The organism is Pseudoduganella ginsengisoli, assembly GCF_009720865.1.
Taxonomy (GTDB): domain Bacteria; phylum Pseudomonadota; class Gammaproteobacteria; order Burkholderiales; family Burkholderiaceae_D; genus Rugamonas; species Rugamonas ginsengisoli.
The window spans coordinates 1-16027 of record NZ_WNLA01000039.1 but is presented as its reverse complement, the minus strand read 5'-3'; the positions used below and the strand labels follow the sequence as shown (position 1 = coordinate 16027).

General features: G+C 59.5%; 13 protein-coding genes. 2 read left to right on the top strand and 11 right to left on the bottom strand.

The window, feature by feature from the left end:
• Positions 1 to 8 precede the first annotated feature (8 nt).
• Both GM668_RS29190 and glnA read right to left on the bottom strand, forming a co-directional pair.
• Complete coding sequence (locus tag GM668_RS29190) at positions 9 to 512, bottom strand: DUF4124 domain-containing protein (protein ID WP_155442493.1); 504 nt, start codon at positions 510 to 512, stop codon at positions 9 to 11.
• Between the two features lie 148 nt (positions 513 to 660).
• A complete protein-coding gene (gene glnA / locus GM668_RS29185) occupies positions 661 to 2076 on the bottom strand; it encodes a type I glutamate--ammonia ligase (RefSeq protein ID WP_155442492.1) in 1416 nt (471 codons plus the stop codon).
• Positions 2077 to 2447: 371 nt separating this feature from the next.
• Between glnA and GM668_RS29180 the strand changes: the two genes are divergently transcribed.
• Positions 2448 to 2906: a rhodanese-like domain-containing protein gene (locus GM668_RS29180; RefSeq protein WP_155442491.1), complete on the top strand. Its 459-nt coding sequence runs from the start codon at positions 2448 to 2450 to the stop codon at positions 2904 to 2906.
• A 101-nt stretch (positions 2907 to 3007) separates the two neighbouring features.
• On the opposite strand, the gene GM668_RS29175 is transcribed toward GM668_RS29180, so the two are convergent.
• The 8 genes from GM668_RS29175 to GM668_RS29140 form a co-directional block, all read right to left on the bottom strand.
• A complete protein-coding gene (locus GM668_RS29175; protein ID WP_155442490.1) occupies positions 3008 to 5497 on the bottom strand; it encodes a TonB-dependent receptor plug domain-containing protein in 2490 nt (829 codons plus the stop codon).
• A 186-nt stretch (positions 5498 to 5683) separates the two neighbouring features.
• Positions 5684 to 6994 carry a TAXI family TRAP transporter solute-binding subunit gene (locus GM668_RS29170; RefSeq protein WP_155442489.1) on the bottom strand — a complete coding sequence of 437 codons (1311 nt, stop codon included), beginning with the start codon at positions 6992 to 6994 and terminating at the stop codon, positions 5684 to 5686.
• A gap of 169 nt (positions 6995 to 7163) precedes the next feature.
• Positions 7164 to 10199, bottom strand: a complete 3036-nt coding sequence (locus tag GM668_RS29165; RefSeq protein ID WP_229500082.1) for a transglycosylase domain-containing protein — start codon at positions 10197 to 10199, stop codon at positions 7164 to 7166.
• A gap of 464 nt (positions 10200 to 10663) precedes the next feature.
• Entirely contained in the window at positions 10664 to 11449 is a 786-nt protein-coding gene (locus tag GM668_RS29160) for a competence/damage-inducible protein A (RefSeq protein ID WP_170305909.1), read from the bottom strand.
• Position 11450: 1 nt separating this feature from the next.
• On the bottom strand, positions 11451 to 12260 hold the full coding sequence (locus GM668_RS29155) for an EI24 domain-containing protein (RefSeq protein WP_155442488.1): 810 nt from the start codon (positions 12258 to 12260) through the stop codon (positions 11451 to 11453).
• 1 nt (position 12261) lies between these two features.
• On the bottom strand, positions 12262 to 13257 hold the full coding sequence (locus GM668_RS29150) for a sterol desaturase family protein (protein WP_155442487.1): 996 nt from the start codon (positions 13255 to 13257) through the stop codon (positions 12262 to 12264).
• Positions 13254 to 14033, bottom strand: coding sequence for a polysaccharide deacetylase family protein (locus GM668_RS29145; RefSeq protein ID WP_155442486.1), 780 nt, complete (start codon positions 14031 to 14033; stop codon positions 13254 to 13256). The genes GM668_RS29150 and GM668_RS29145 overlap by 4 nt, the downstream gene beginning before the upstream one ends.
• 8 nt (positions 14034 to 14041) lie before the next feature.
• Entirely contained in the window at positions 14042 to 15010 is a 969-nt protein-coding gene (locus tag GM668_RS29140; RefSeq protein ID WP_155442485.1) for a YVTN family beta-propeller repeat protein, read from the bottom strand.
• 204 nt (positions 15011 to 15214) lie between these two features.
• Here GM668_RS29140 and GM668_RS29135 point away from each other — a divergent pair, with 204 nt between their 5' ends.
• Entirely contained in the window at positions 15215 to 15571 is a 357-nt protein-coding gene (locus tag GM668_RS29135) for an FKBP-type peptidyl-prolyl cis-trans isomerase (RefSeq protein WP_155442484.1), read from the top strand.
• 88 nt (positions 15572 to 15659) lie between these two features.
• Here GM668_RS29135 and GM668_RS30675 read toward each other — a convergent pair.
• Positions 15660 to 16027, bottom strand: a 368-nt coding sequence (locus GM668_RS30675) for an RT0821/Lpp0805 family surface protein (protein WP_503826578.1), incomplete at its 5' end; no start/stop codon positions are given.

Below are 16027 nucleotides of genomic sequence, written 5' to 3'. Positions count from 1 at the left end.
TGGCCTCCTCAGCGTATGTTCGATAACTCCCGCTTCAAGGCTTCCACATTTTTTTCCGACCGGCTGATGCTGTCCTTCAGGTTGGCGACTCTTTCCTGGTACTTCGCATAATTGCGTTCGTCGCCACGCCGCTCCGGCTCGCCATTGTTGTACTCGCGCTTCATGTCCGCCAGCTTGCCCAGTTCGCCGTTCAACTCGTCTTGCAGGATCTGGCGCCGGTCCGCATCCCGGGCCCGCTGCTCACTGCTGTCCACACGGGGAAAATCCGTAGGCGTTGCCACGGCAGCAACAGGGGCCGGCACACGGGCACGCGGCGCACCATCGGACCGGGCTTTGGGCGCGACGAATTGCGCCCCCGGCACGTCAAGCGGTTTGCAATGCGGGCCCTTGCGCGTATCGGTCAGCTCCTTATGGCCAGCCGCATCCACGCACAGGAAAATTTGCTGCGCCTGCACACCTTGCATCAACAATAATGCCGAGGCGGCAAGGACGGTACGAGTCCAGATAGTCATGCCCCGACTATACAACATCCGGTAAAAAAAACGCGAGGAGAGCCGGGCTGTCCTCGCGCTGCTGTGGTGCCTGCCCCGTAGCGTACCGGGACAGGCGCCTCTTCCTCAATTAATGGTGCCTGATACCGTAGGTGTCAGGTACCACTAATTAGAGGGAGTAGTACATGTCGAACTCAACTGGGTGAGTGGTCTGACGCATACGGGTGACTTCCGTCATCTTCAGTTCGATGTAGGCATCGATCATCGAATCGGTGAACACGCCGCCGCGGGTCAGGAACTCACGGTCTTTGTTCAGGTGATCCAGTGCTTCTTCCAGCGATGCGCAGACGGTTGGGATCAGTGCATCTTCTTCTGGTGGCAGGTGGTACAGGTCTTTCGATGCTGCTTCGCCTGGGTGGATCTTGTTCTGCACGCCGTCCAGACCAGCCATCATCAGTGCAGCGAAGCACAGGTATGGGTTCGCCAGTGGATCTGGGAAGCGGGTTTCGATACGGCGGCCTTTTGGATTGGCCACGTGTGGAATACGGATCGAAGCGGAACGGTTACGTGCCGAGTACGCCAGTTTCACTGGAGCTTCGTAGCCTGGTACCAGACGCTTGTACGAGTTGGTGCCTGGGTTGGTAATCGCGTTCAGTGCCTTGGCGTGCTTGATGATGCCGCCGATGTAGTACAGGGCGAAATCGGACAGGCCGGCATAGCCGTCGCCAGCGAACAGGTTTTTGCCGTCTTTCCAGATCGACTGGTGCACGTGCATGCCGGAACCGTTGTCGCCAACGATAGGCTTCGGCATGAAGGTCGCGGTCTTGCCGTACGAGTGCGCCACGTTCCACACCACGTATTTGGTGTTCTGGGTCCAGTCAGCACGCTCAACCAGGGTCGAGAACTTGGTGCCGATTTCGTTCTGGCCTGCGCCAGCCACTTCGTGGTGGTGCACTTCGACTGGAATGCCCAGCGATTCCAGGATCAGGCACATTTCCGAACGCATGTCCTGGAACGAGTCCACTGGCGGCACTGGGAAGTAGCCGCCCTTGACGGTTGGACGGTGGCCGCTGTTGCCGCCTTCGATGTCTTTGTCGGTCGACCACGAAGCTTCGTCGGAATCGATCTTGACCATGCAGCCCGACATGTCGACTTTCCATTTAACGGAGTCGAAGATGAAGAATTCTGGTTCTGGACCGAAGTAAGCGGTATCGCCCAGGCCGGAAGCTTTCAGGTAGGCTTCAGCGCGCTTGGCGATGGAGCGTGGGTCACGGTCGTAGCCCTTGCCGTCCGACGGTTCGATCACGTCGCACTGCATGAACAGGGTGGTTTCTTCGAAGAATGGGTCGATACGGGCAGTGTTCGGGTCCGGCAGCAGGATCATGTCCGAAGCTTCGATACCTTTCCAGCCGGCGATCGACGAACCGTCGAAAGCGTGGCCCGATTCGAACTTGTCGATGTCGAAGTGCGACACAGGCACGGTCACGTGCTGTTCTTTACCACGGGTATCGGCAAAGCGGAAATCCACGAATTTAACTTCGTGTTCTTCAACCATTTTCAAGACTTCTGCGGCGGTAATTGCCATGCGTATCTCCTAGTGAAAAAGTGGGTCAGCCCACGCTGGTCAGTTCTGCGTGCAGCTAAAACTCGTACAACGTATAAGCAGGAAGCGTGCCAGCTTAATAAATCTGATTGCCGAAAAGACTGCTTTCATTCTGCAAACAACGACTTCCGAATCGAACCGGACACCAATGCACTACTTTTGCGCATCCTCAACATAGCACCAAAATAGTGCAATTTCAAAATATTGCACAAGCTTGGTGCGAAAATTCATAATGACAACAAAATGCATCAATCTGGTGCAGTGCATCTTCAGCATAGCTCGCAATGACATGGTGCAACCGATTCGCGCACTATAATAAACGCAATATTGTCACCTTCAGTGGGAAAATCGCCATGACTACTATTGCTACCATTTTGGAAGGCGCAAGCCAGCGTGATCCTTCCCTGCCCTATGCCGGCGCCGTCACGCCGCAAGAAGCCTTTGAATTATTGCAAGCCGATCCCAGTGTGAAATTAATCGATGTCCGCACCAATGCTGAGCGCGACTGGGTCGGCCGCGTGGCCGTGCCGGATGCGCAGCACGGTGCGGTGCAGTGGGTGACCTATCCGGGCGGCGTGCCGAATCCGCAATTCATTGAACAGCTTGAGGCGGTGGCGTCGAAAGACCAGGTGCTGCTGTTCCTGTGCCGTTCCGGCGTGCGCTCGCGCCACTCGGCCAAGCTGGCCACTGAGCATGGCTACACCAAGTGCTATGACATCCTGGAAGGGTTTGAAGGCGACAAGGATGCGGCGGGACACCGCAAGACGGTAGGCGGCTGGTGCAAGGCGGGCTTGCCGTGGATGGGAGCTTAAGCGGAATGCGGAATTGGCGGATTACGCCTTCGGCTAATCCGCCCTACATCCTCTGCTGTAGGGCGGATTAGCGGGCGCCAGCCCGCGTAATCCGCCGCACCTCACAGCGTGTAGTTCAACCGCGCATACACATACCGGCCTGAACGTCCAAACGGCGAATAGTTCGAGAACGGTGCATTACCCGTCGTATTGAGCGCTGCCGGGAATGGATCCGGATATTTGTCGAACAGGTTGTCCGCCCCCACCGCCAGCGACAGCTGCTTGGTGAATGCATAACGGCCTTCCAGGTCCACCAGCGTTTTCGCGCCCAGCCAGAAGTCCAGCGCTGCCGTCGTACCCGGCGCGAGGATCTTGCCATAGCGGGTGGCGCGCGCCGTCAAACCAAACGGGCCATTGCTCCACGTGCTGCTGGCAATGAACTTGGTCTTCGGCGTGCCATCCGTAAACGTCAGCACGTTGATGCGGTCAAACAGCACCGGCGCCGGCGACAGCGCGGACAGCTGCGCCGTGGTCGGCACCTTGTCCACGTCCGTCTTCGTATAGTTCGCCGCCAAAGTGAAGTCCAGCTTGCCGTGGCCGCCCGTATTGATCGGCCAGCTGCTGACCACATCGACACCCTTGGTCGTCGTATCCACGCCATTGATGAAGAAGCGCCCGCCGCCCACGCCGATGAAGCCTTGCTTGGTCAGGTAATCGCGCACGTTGGCGGCCGTCAGATTTTCAGACAGCACGATGCGGTCCTTGATCTTGATGTGGAATGCATCGACCGTGATGGTGCCGCCGCCCGCCTTGATGACGGAACCCAGCGAGAAGTTCACCGACTTTTCCGCATCCAGCGGCTTCGCACCCAGTGCGATGGCAGCCGGTGCGCTCGGCTTGAACGTCGTGATTTCAAACGGCACGCCGTTGATGAAATTGGTCGACGTGGTGGTGAAGTTTTGCTGTTGCAGCGACGGTGCGCGGAAACCGTTTTGCACGGAACCGCGCAGCGCGAATTCCGGGGCAAAGTCGTAACGGCCCGCCAGCTTGCCGGACAGGCTGTTGCCGAAGTCCGAATAGTGCTCGCCCCGTACCGCCACGGAACCGAGGAAGTTCTTGCTCAGGTTCGCTTCCAGGTCGACATAGGCGGACAGCGCGGTGCGGTGCGTATTCGATTCATCGGCCGGACGGAAGCCCGGGAATACTTGCGCCCCCGGCGCGGCCGGCGTGCCGTTGGCCAGCACCTGGCCGCCATAGCGCCACGAATCCGGTTCGCCGGCAAACAAGTTATAGCCTTCGCGCCGCACTTCCGCGCCCACCGCCACGTTCAGCGGCGAAGCCAGGCCCGCTTCAATGCTGCGCACCGCCGACAGGTTCGCCACCAGCTGGTCATACCAGTAGCCGCCCGCATCGAATTCGGTTTTGCTGCTAGGGCCGATCGAACGGTTCAGCGTGTTCTTGATCGTGTACTGCATGCGGTTCTTGCCATAACCCAGCGATGCGTCGAAGTCCCAGTCGCCGGCCGACCACGTCACGCCGCCTGTCGCGGCAAAGTCATCGACGTCCGGCGCAATCAGCGGCAGGAAGCCGTCCGGATAAATCGAAATGATGTTCTGGTCCTGCAGTGCGCGGCGGAAGAAGCCGGCCGACGTGGCTTCGCGCTTCTGGTAGCTGGTCCAGCCATACAGTTTGGCGCCGCCCGCCAGCGGGATGCCGGCATTAACGAACACGGTCGATTGCTGCATCTCAGGCTCGCCGTACCACGCATTAAACCGGTTGATGGATTTTTCGCGCGGATCGAAGGCGCCCGACACCAGCGGGTATTGCTGGCGCACGTCATAGCCGCTGCGCTCCGTGTGATCCTGGTCCTTGTATTCGGCAGCGATGACGAGGTAGCCGCCCTCGCCCAGTTCCAAGCCTTTCCAGCCGCTGATGGTGGCGGTGCCGCCGTCATTGCGCTTGCGCGACGTCTTCGCGTCCCACGTGGCGCCCGTTGGCAAGGCGCCGGCAATGAAATCATAGTCGGTGCGGCGCTCGCCATAGCTGGCCGTGATTTCGCCGCCCTTTTTATCCGTACGCAGGCGCAGGTTGACCACGCCGGCAATTGCATCGGAACCGTATTGCGCAGATGCGCCATCGCGCAATACTTCAATGTTCTTGATGATCGCGCTGGGGATCGTGTTCAAGTCCACCGACGATGAGCCGCGGCCGATGGTCTGGTTGGTGTTGACCAGCGACGAGCTGTGGCGGCGCTTGGAATTGACCAGGACCAGCGACTGGTCCGGCGCCAGCCCGCGCAGCGACGCGGGACGCACGGTATCCGTACCGTCCGATAGGCCCGGGCGCGGGAAATTCATGGATGGCAGCGAGACAGACAGCGCTTGCGACACTTCGGATACGCCCGTGTTTTTCAGCGTATCGGCGCTGATGATGTCGACCGGCGACGCTGTGTCCGTGGCGGTGCGGTTGGCAACCCGGGTACCCGTCACAACCACGGTGGCGGTAGAATCGGTAGAAGATTGCTGGGCTTGTACTGCCGTGGCGCCCGTGAGGAACACTGCTGTGATGGCCAGCGCCATGCTGCGCTTGCCTGGAAGTTCGTTTCTCTGCATTACTACCCCTTCAATAATGATGGCTGCAATATTAAAAAAACGTCCGCTTATCTGTGTAAGCGTTTAATAATATTGCGAGGTAGGAAATGCCAAGTCAAAGTAAATTGCTGCATAAGCATCAATAAACAACGTTTATAGCACCTATTTACGTGTTAATACTTAGACTATCAATCTTTCAACCGATAATTATTCAGCAATACGTTGTCTTACCATGTTGATATGGCTGCGCAAGCCATACAGTTCATCGGCAAACGATAACGGGATCGACATTTGATTGACCTTGTCTTCGATGTCATTCAAGTGCGCCAGCTGTTGCGCATGCACGGCGTCGCGCTGTTCGGGCGGCGCGTCCGCCAAAGTTTGCTCCACGGCCCGCAGCTGGCCATACCAGCGGAATACGCGTGAGCGGATACGCCACACGTACAGCGGCGGCAGCACTTTCGACAGCGGCAGAATCAGCGCGCCCAGCGCCACCACCAGCACCCACATGCGCTCAAAGAAATTCGCCAGCCAAAAGTTCATATAGCGCTGCAATAGCGGCGGACCATCCTTGTAAAAGCGGGCAGCTTCACGGGCCACGGGGATTTCCGTGTAGCTGGGCGACGGGAACTGCCCCTGGTGCTGGAACCAGCCTGCACCGCCATGGATTTGCGCGGCCGCCTGCACAAACAAATCTTCCAGCGCCGGATGCAAATCGTCGCGCGCCACCAGCGTGGCCGTGGGCGCAATCAAATGCACGTCATGCGGCGGCAAATCGCGGCCCAGGTCGACGATACCGCGCGGGAGCACCACGTGACTGAGGAAAGGCAGGCGGCGCGTATACGCTTCAGCCTGCGTAAAGTCGAACAGTTTAATTCCTGGCGTCATCAGCAGCATTTGCACCAGTGGCGCATCGGGCGCGGAACTGAACACCAGGCCATCGATGCGCCCTTCCAGCAACTCCACCGTGGCCGGCGTATTTTCCAGCGCGCTGGCCGTGAAGTCGGCCGGCGTGACGCCATTGGCTTCCAGCACTTGCCGGAACAGGCGCGGCACGCCACTGCCTTCCGGCCCCAGGTTCAGCTTCAAGCCTTTTAATTGCTTCAATTCATTGGCTTTGACCTTGTCGCGCATGAACAGCCACACCGGTTCCGTAAACAGGCTGCCGATCGATGTCAGGCCCCGGCGCTCCGCTTCATCTTCACTGGTGGAGCCGCTTTGCACGAACGCGATATCCGCATTGCCGCTGTTTAAGCGCTGCAAATTATCCAGCGACCCTTCCGATGGCAACAGCTTAACTGTGATGCCATGCTTGGCCAGCGCTTGCGCATATTTTTTGCCAATCACTTCATACGCACTGTTTTCCTGCCCCGTCGATAACGTCACCGTGCGGGGCGGCATGGGGTCAACCAGCTTGTACGCCAGCACGCACGCAGCAGCCACGGCCAGTGCAGCGGGGCCGGTCGTGACGATCAAGTCTTTGAGGGAAAAGCGGGTAAAGGCAAGGATCTTGCTCATGTGATGGCGCATGGGTTTCATGCCCGACACGATGCCAAACAATGTCTATCTTGGCAAGGCGTTGGCGTCCGATACTGACCGGACATGGAGTCCGTAGGCCGGCTTTATAAAGCCGCCGTGCGTGCGTCTCGACGGCTCTATGGCGGGTTCGGGGAACCCGCCATACGCATTACCCGCCGCAGGCCATCAGTGGCGTCTTGGGGGTGACCGCGGCTTGCTTGCCGGGGTTATGCGACACGGCAATGACGCCGCCTTTAGGCACCGCCCCCGGTTCAATCAGCGGCATCAGGCTGGGCGCCAGCACCGTCAGCAATTGCACCGGCAGCGCACTGGTGAAATCGTAATTCTTGGATTCCGGACCATGCACGTACGCCGTCATGCTGCCGAAGAAGCGCTCGCCAATATTAAAGACAAACGTGGCGGAACGGTTCACGAAGCGCGATTCAATCACACGGCCACCGGCGGCATACACTTCGAAACGCTGGTCGCCGGTCCCCGTCTTGCCGCCGACAGGAATCACGGTGCCATCGGATTTCACGAACGCCTGGCGGGCCCGCTTGGCAGTACCATCCGATACGACTTCACGGATCGCGGCAGCTACCGCATGTGCAACTTCCGGCGACAGCACTTGCTCCTTCGTCGTCGTGCCGCCCCGCTTGACCAGTGTTTCGTATGGCGTGCCCGATGCGAAGTGCAGCGATGAAATACGCTGCGTCGGCTGGCGCACACCATCGTTGATGATAATGCCCATCATTTCCGCCAGCGCCGCGGGACGGTCGGCCGATGCGCCCAGCGTGGTGGCGTACGACGGCACCAGCGAATCAAACGGGTAACCCATCTTTTTCCACTGGCGGTGGATCGCCATGAAGCTTTCCATTTCCACCAGGCCGGCAATGCGCTTGTCCTGTGCGTGCTTGCGGTGCGTCTTGAACAGCCACTGATACACCTCTTGCCGTTCCTTTTCGCTGGCCGCGACCACTTGCGCCAGCGTGGCTTTAGGGTTCGCACGCAGGTAAGCCACCATCCACAGTTCCAGCGGGTGCACGCTGGCCAGGTAGCCGCGGTCCGCCAGCGACCATTTATCCATCGCGTACTGGTCATACATTTTCACGAGGCGCTCTTCCGGCACTTCGTTTTGCGAAGGCAGATTGTCCTTCAGGTACGCGGAAAACTCGGCAAGCGTAGCGTTCGGGAATACCGTGCGGTGGATATTGGCCAGCCGCACTGGTGTCGGGCGGATCGACCCCACCAGCACTTTATCCAGTTCTTCCGTCGGCTTGCCTTTGTACTTGGCCCAGAAACGGTACATGAATTCCTTGCCTTCCTTGTCCGCAAAGCGGGCCAGGTACGCGGCACGGCGCGGGTCATCGGCGTCTTGCAGCAGCGAGGCGGATGAACCAGGCGCCTGGAACATGTAGTACTTGACGATGTCGCGCATCAGGCGCACGAACACCAGGTTGGTGGAACGGCGCAGCGCTTCGCGCACGGGCATGATGCGGCCATTGTCTTCTTTTGAGAAGTTGCCGAACGTGTGCACGCCGCCGCCCGTGAAGAACGTTTCGCCCGGGTTGCCGGAATACTGGCGGTCCAGCGCAGCCTGCAGCATTGCGTCCAGGCTCATGTCCTTGGGTTTGGCGAGGAAGTATTCGACGCCCCACTGGCTCAATTTATCCTGTGGCGCCACCACGGTTTTCTTCAATTCTTCCGGGCTCATCGGCGACAGGCGCTTGTGCAGCTGGTCGACAATGTCCAGGTACGTCACCAGCGTGCGCAGCTTGGCGGTAGAACCCAGGTCCAGCTTGGCGCCTTCGTTGATGTCCAGCGGCTGGTCATAGTTATCCGTTTGCAGGCGCAGGTAATTGACGTCCTTGCCTTTTTCCAGCAACGTGAAGCTGTACACGACATTGGCAGGATCGCCATTGCCCAGCATGCCTTTACCCGTCAGGCCGGCCTTTTGCGCGACTTCCGGATCCCGCAAATCCTGCAGCAATTGCGTGACGACTTTTTGCGCCTGCGAATCCAGCGTGCTGACCACGTTCAAATCCAGGCGGTCCAGGTTATACATGCGGTTGTCGCCCAGCAAATTCGCCAGGTGGTTGCGCACGGAATTCGATGCCTTGCGCTCGACAAACGACATTGGAGCGGCCGCAGCCAGGCCATTGCCGGCTGCCGGATGCAAGCGCTCTTTCAGCGCCGCGTCGCGCAGTTGCGGCGTGATGATGCCGGCTTGCGCCAGCAGCCTCAAATGGCTGTTGGCCAGGTTTTCCAGGTCGGCATCGCCATCGCCCAGGTAATAGCTGGGGCGGCGCTGCGCAATCAGCAGCGACAGCGCTTCCTTGAACGCCAGCGCACTGCCGGGCTGGTCCATCTTGCCGGACAACAAGCGGTTGATTTCATTGAAATCGCGGCCATACCACACCCACATGCCGTCGCCGATGCCGTTGACTTCGCCATAGCCCGGCTTGGCCGACAGCGGCACGGTATTCAGGTAATCCACGACAATCTGGCGCCGCACTTCCGTCGTATCTTCTCCCGACTGGTACGCGCGCAGCGTGGCCGACACCATTTGCTGCAGCTTGTCTTTCATCGAGCCGGTACGGCCTTCCGGCGAATGCCGGTATTTCTCGATTTGCGTGGCCAGCGTACTGCCGCCGGCCGCGCGGGCGCCGCCCGCCACGGTACTGACGGTTTTTTCTATCACGGCCTTGGACAGGCGGTCCCATTCCACGGCGGGATTGCGCTTGGGATAAGTACTGTCCAGCAATTCCCGGTTTTCAATGAACAGCAAGCTTTGCACCAGCGCCGTGGGCGCCTGCTTGAAATTATCGTACGTCCGTTCGGGGTACGTGGCGGAGAACAGCGGCTGTGCGCGGCAATCTGAAATATTCAGGCCGGTGCGGGTTTTCTCACGGTAGGTGGTGAAGACGCCCATATCGGACAATTCCACCATCTTCGGCGAGAACCGCGCCTGCGCCGCCACTTCATAATCGCGCGCCTTCAGCTTGTTCAGGTAATCCGGCATGTTCGCGTAGCCAAGGCGCTCGTCGTACGGGCTGTCTTTGGGGAAGCGGATTGCCTTGCTGGGGCCAGGTTCCACCTTGTAGTGAACGTTGGCCATCAGATCGGAAAAGATTTTCGCCTGCATGGACGACGTGCGCATTTCATGCACGCCCCACCCCACAAGCAGCGACAACAGCACCAGCATCACGAGGATGAAGGCATTGCGGGACCGTTTGCTCTTGGGCGCGGGAGGTTCGGGCGCAGTGGGTTGCGCGTGCAACAGCACGGCAGTCTGTGGTTTGACAACGCTCAGCCGGGGCTTGCGTTTAAAGCCGAATGCGGCGGCGCCTGCTCGAATTGTACGAGCGGCCCGCACCATCAGGCGGGTTTTGCGGAAACGTCGAGTGCTTAACATATTGCTCAAACCGTCGTGAATCAGGGCGACCTGCCTGAGTTACATTGCACCACATCGGCGCCCTGTGCACGGGTCGCCAGCGCGAATTTTTGATGTGACTGCGGAGTTTTTTCGCAAAAAAACAACGCTGTTCAATAACCCCGCGCTTCTGTTGTCATCCTGCTGCCATAAGGGCTGCTTGCCAGCGAGCTATTGCCGCAGGTATTGCTGAATTCGGCAGCAGCCAGGACCGTGCGTATTCGACGGGAAGATCGTCAGGCGAGACGGTATTCCGCAGACAGACTGTCCAGTTGGGCGCGCATTTCCGCGAAGGCCAGTGCTGCCTGGCCGGGTTCGCCTTTGACACCCAGCTCGATATGGCGGCGCGTCTTGGCGTCGCCCACTGAGGGCAAACTGAACACTTTAATCAGGGGAAACTGCGCTTCCAGCGCTTCCATCATGGGCGTCAGCGCGGATTCCGCCTGTTCATACACGAACAGCGCATGCTCGGCGCGGGGTTCGCGGTTGAACAGGCTGGCATAGTGGGTATCGAGCACCCATTCCAGCATCGGCCACGCCATCACGGGGAAACCGGGCACGAAATAATGCGTGCCTACGGAAAAACCGGCAATGCTGTTGTAGGGATTGGGAATCAGCGCAGCGCCCTGCGCAAATTCCGCCATGTGCAGACGATGCAGGTTTTCCGGTGAATTCAAGTCCGCTTCATGGCCCGCGTCGCGGGCCAGCTGCACGATGCGCTGCTGGATCAGGCGCTTGCCTTCTGCATGCAGCACCAGCGGCACGCCCAGCGCATCGGCGGCGGCCTGGCGCGTATGGTCGTCCGGCGTGGCGCCGATGCCGCCGCAGCAAAATACGATATCGCCGCTGGCCATCGTGCGTTTCAGCGTGGCCGTGATACGGGCGCGGTCATCGCCAAGGAATTCCGCCCACCCCAGCTGCAGGCCGCGCGCCGCCAGCATTTGCACCACCTTGGGGAAATGCTGGTCGGCCCGTTTGCCCGACAGGATTTCATCGCCAATGATAATCAGACCGATCGCCACATTATTCTCCCTTGGTCAGGCTGCGCTGCTTCGCCAGCGCTTCCAGGCAATAGTACTGGAACCACAGTCCGGTAAAGATAAAGATCAGCACATACAGCCAAATGGAAATCGCCGCCAGGAATGGGAACATGACAATGGCAATGGCGGTGCCGGCCAGCCACACTACGCCGGGGACCGCGCCGGCGGCGCCGGATACGATGCCGATGGCAATCAGGCGCCAGCGGTGTTCGCGCCGCAATTGCGCCAGCTCTTCCGCGCTGGCATAGTCGGACAGCGCGTCATACGCCATCACGCGGGCCGTCAGCCAGCCCCACAAGAACACTTGCAGCGCCAGCGCGGCAGGCGGGAACGCATATAGCGGCAGCGTCGCCACCCAGACCACGGCAAAAATCGCAAACCCGCACAGCGCCACGCCCACGCTGCCGGCCAGGCTGCCGCCCTTTTTCATTTCCAGCTGCGGATAATGGCGCCCGCCAACGTGGCGCACGATGGCCGGCATGGCCGCCACGCCAATGAAAATCAAGGCCGTCAAAATCATCAGCGGCACCACGGCGAGGATGGCGGCCAGCGGCACAATAATGGTTTTCACGGCCGTCAGGCCCAGCTGCGCCAGCCAGCTGCTGCTGTAGTGGTACAGCTCATGTTCAATGAAGATGCCCTGCATCCAGTCCAGCAGCGGTTGCCAGCCAAAATACAGCGCCGCCGCCCACACAGCCAGCGACAGCAGCGACGGCGCGACCGACAGCAACAGCATCTTGCCGTGGAATTGCGACAGCAGCGCGCGGCCGTAAGCGTTCAATACAGCTTTCATACTACGTAGGTTCCTTGCCGAAAAATTCAATCATGCGTTTTAAACCCAGCCATTGCTGGCGCCAGAAGCCGTTGCCGTAATCGCGGCCCGGCGTTACGGTGCCGTCGGGCGCTGTTTGCGGCAACTGGTCGCGCACGCCCGTGCGGGCAAATTCCGGCGAAAAATTGGCGGTGCCGAACACGATGTCCCAGACCGGGAACAGCACGGCGAAATTGCAGCCGCCCAGCGTACCTTTGCCGCGCGACTCGTGGCCGATGCCGATCGCATGGTGCATGCGGTGGAAACGGGGCGACACCAGCAGCCGTTCGCCGATCTTGCCGAAGTGGATGCGCACATTCGCATGCTGCAAGCTTTGCACCATGCGCGATGCCGACACCAGCAGCACGTATTGTGCGGGCGGCACGCCGATGCCGATCGCCACCAGGCCCATGACGGTATCACGCAGCAAATCATCGAGGATGTGGTTGCGGTCATCGCTCCACAAATTCATGTTTTGCTGGCTGTGGTGCAGGCTGTGCAAGCCCCACCACCAGTTGAAGTGGTGCGATGCGCGGTGGTACCAGTAATCGACGAAATCGAGCACCAGCAAATACAGGGCAAAGCTGATCAGCGGCGGCATGTCCGGGAACATGGTTTCCAGGTTGACCGACTGCACGTCTTCCAGCCGCAGCCACGCCTTCAGCGCATCCATCAGCGGGTCCAGCGTAAAGAAGACCAGCACGGGCAACACGCCGACCCGCTGCAGCACCGTATAAATGAAGTCATTCCACCGCGCGCGCTTGTCGGTAAAAGTATGCACAGGAATCAGCGCTTCCAATGGGCGCAAGATGGAAAACAGGATGACCAGCTCGCAAATGCCGATCAACAGCCATTCCGTGCCTTCAAACGCTTCTTCGGTAATGTCGCCCCAACCCAGGTGGAACAGCAGCGGCTGCACCACTGTCTCGAACAGCCAGCCCTGCGCTGTTCCGAGCCAGTCTATGAACATTTGCATCATGGCTTCGTCTTGAAATCAGGATGGTCGCGCAACGTGGCAAAGCAAAAGCCTTTTTGCTTCAAGCCGGTAATCAAAGGTTCGAGGCTGGCGGGCGCCCACGGATCTTTGCGCGACCAGATGCCCATGTGGGCCATGAAGATGTCGCCGCCGCGCAAATCGCGCAGCGCCTTGTCCAGCAAGACTTTGTTGGGAAACGCATCGCTCGATGTTTCATCGCCGGAAAAGCCTGCCGGCGCCCAGCCTGCGTGCGCATAGCCGCAGGCTTTGCTGGCAGCGAGCGTATTGGCGGACGTTTTACCGCCCGGTGCGCGCCAGATGGGATCCAGGTGGCGGCCCGTCAATTCCGTAAAACGCGTATCGACGCGGCGGATTTCATCGCAATACTGCTGCGCGCTCCAGTCTTGCACCTTGCCGGCCTGCGCGCCGAATTGCGGTTTCACGCGCATGCGGCCGCCGGATAAATCCTTGACCCAGTACACGTGGTCAAACGTGTGGGAGCCAAAGGCATGGCCTTCTTCCACGCGCGCCTTCCAGTACGGGGCCCAGGCCGGATCGAGCGAATAATCGCCGCGCACGGTTTTTTCGCTGGCCAGGAAGAACGTGGCCTTGACGTGGTGCTTGTTGAGGACCTCGGCAATCAAGTCGGCTTGCGACTGGCTGCCGGTGTCGAAGGTGAGGTAAATCGTGCCCTTGCAGGCATTGCCGCCGGCAGTGGCGGCTGCCGCCGCCCCCAGCAGGAAGGCGGCTACGCCGCCGTAGACCGCCCAGCTACGCATGGCCAACCTCACATGCGTGGCGCCGAATTGGCGAAGAACACGCCATGCGGCGAACGGCCAACCGGAATCAGTTTGACGACCTTGCGGCTCGGCAGGTCAATCACGGCGACCTTTTTAATCCAGCGCAAGGTCACCCACATGGTTTTGCCGTCATCGGTGATTTCCATGCAATCCGGACCGCCCGGCACGTTGATGGTACCCACGTTTTCCAGGGTTTTCTGGTCGATGATGTTGATCGTGTTCGACACGCGGTTCGACACGTACGTATAGCGGTTGTCGCCCTGCGCACGGAAATTGTGGGTGCCGTCGCCCGCCTTGATGCGCTTGACGGTCTTTTGCGTACGCCAGTCAATCACTTCCACGTAATCGCTGCCCATGATGCCGACCAGCAGGTACTTATCGTCCGGCGTCATGGCAATACCGGCCGGCAATTTGCCGACAGGGATCGTCCACTTGATTTCCTGCGTCTTCAAGTCAATGCCGCTGACCTCGTCACTGCCCTGGCGGGTAATGAAGGCCATCGTACTTTTTGCATCAAACGCAATGTGGCTGGGCAGCTTGCCCATCGGCAGGCGCTTGGACAAGGTCACGGTGTTGCCATCGTATTTATAGATGTCCACCCGGTCCAGGCGCAGCGACGTGGCGACAAACCACTTCTGGTCCGGCGAAAAACCAATCTGGTACGGGTCCAGCACATCCTTGATGCGGCGCTGGATCTGGCCGGATTTCGGGTCCAGGAAAATCAATTCATTACCGACCGCGCTGGCGACAATCAGGGATTTGTTATCCGGCGTCGGCATCAGGTGGTGCGGTTCCTTGCCGACCGAATAAGTCTGCAAGCTCTTGAAGGAAGTCTGGTCCAGCAGCTGGACGGTAGCGTCGCGGGAATTCAGCACCACGACCACATTGGCTTGCGCACTGGCTGCGGTGGCAAGGCATACGGTGGAAATTACAATACGGCGAAGACTGCGGAACATGACGGAAATCGCGGTTACAAAGCGCGGGTAAAAGCAAAACCCTATTTTAAGTGCAAACCAGACTGGACGACGGCCAATTGCCGACTTAAATCGTGGGAGATCGACGGTAAATGCTTAAAATTGACTTAGATCAGGGCAGAAATGGCACATAATTTGCGCAACGTCTACAATGAATGGCTTACCTGTCAATCAAAAAGGAACATCATGTCCATTATTACCACGGCCTCCGGCCTGCAATACGACGAAATCAAAGTGGGCGACGGCGCCGAGGCGAAAGCTGGCCAGAATGTCACCGTGCATTACACCGGCTGGCTGCGCAACGACGATGGCTCCAAGGGCCCGAAATTCGATTCCAGCAAAGACCGCAACGACCCGTTCGAGTTCGCGCTGGGCGCCGGCATGGTGATCCGCGGCTGGGATGAAGGCGTGCAAGGCATGAAAGTGGGCGGCACCCGCCAGTTGATCATCCCTGCCGACCTGGGCTACGGCTCGCGCGGCGCGGGCGGTGTGATTCCGCCAAACGCCACGCTGATTTTTGATGTGGAACTGCTGGCTGTTTAAAGCCTGCACACCGTAAAATTTCCGGATTCTTGCGGTCACTGTAGGGCGGATTTGACTCGGCGTCCCCGTAAAATCCGCCCTGCACGCTTCAGCGCAGCCAGCCTTTTTGCATGGCATCATGCTCAGCTGCCGCATCCAGCATTTGCCCCCCACTCCGCTGCTCCATCACGGCTTGCACGGCCGCCGGCAATTCCGCGCCGGCCTTGACACCACCGCCAGGCTGCGCCGCCTTCGCGACCTGCATCCAGATCGGCAATTTCCATGCGCCGCCGCTCTTGCAGGCCAGTCCCGCCATTTCCTGCCCACCACTGGTTGCGGTAAAGCCACGGCAATAACTGCCGTCGGTGGCCACGAAACTCGATGCGATGCGCACGGTGCCGCCGTACACGCCGGCCGCGCCGCCGGGCGCCTGGTCCAGCGCCAGCGCCAGCCGGCCTTGCGCGACCAGGGCGCCGT

Excerpts from the sequence above, each read along its gene's own strand:
- GM668_RS29165 (WP_229500082.1), bottom strand. The coding sequence starts at position 10,199 with ATGCTGGTGCTGTTGTCGCTGCTTGTGGGGTGGGGCGTGCATGAAATG.
- GM668_RS29150 (WP_155442487.1), bottom strand. The coding sequence starts at position 13,257 with ATGATGCAAATGTTCATAGACTGGCTCGGAACAGCGCAGGGCTGGCTG.
- GM668_RS29145 (WP_155442486.1), bottom strand. The coding sequence starts at position 14,033 with ATGCGTAGCTGGGCGGTCTACGGCGGCGTAGCCGCCTTCCTGCTGGGG.
- GM668_RS29140 (WP_155442485.1), bottom strand. The coding sequence starts at position 15,010 with ATGTTCCGCAGTCTTCGCCGTATTGTAATTTCCACCGTATGCCTTGCC.
- GM668_RS29135 (WP_155442484.1), top strand. The coding sequence starts at position 15,215 with ATGTCCATTATTACCACGGCCTCCGGCCTGCAATACGACGAAATCAAA.
- glnA (WP_155442492.1), bottom strand. The coding sequence starts at position 2,076 with ATGGCAATTACCGCCGCAGAAGTCTTGAAAATGGTTGAAGAACACGAA.
- GM668_RS29155 (WP_155442488.1), bottom strand. The coding sequence starts at position 12,260 with ATGAAAGCTGTATTGAACGCTTACGGCCGCGCGCTGCTGTCGCAATTC.
- GM668_RS29175 (WP_155442490.1), bottom strand. The coding sequence starts at position 5,497 with ATGCAGAGAAACGAACTTCCAGGCAAGCGCAGCATGGCGCTGGCCATC.
- GM668_RS29170 (WP_155442489.1), bottom strand. The coding sequence starts at position 6,994 with ATGAGCAAGATCCTTGCCTTTACCCGCTTTTCCCTCAAAGACTTGATC.
- GM668_RS29190 (WP_155442493.1), bottom strand. The coding sequence starts at position 512 with ATGACTATCTGGACTCGTACCGTCCTTGCCGCCTCGGCATTATTGTTG.
- GM668_RS29180 (WP_155442491.1), top strand. The coding sequence starts at position 2,448 with ATGACTACTATTGCTACCATTTTGGAAGGCGCAAGCCAGCGTGATCCT.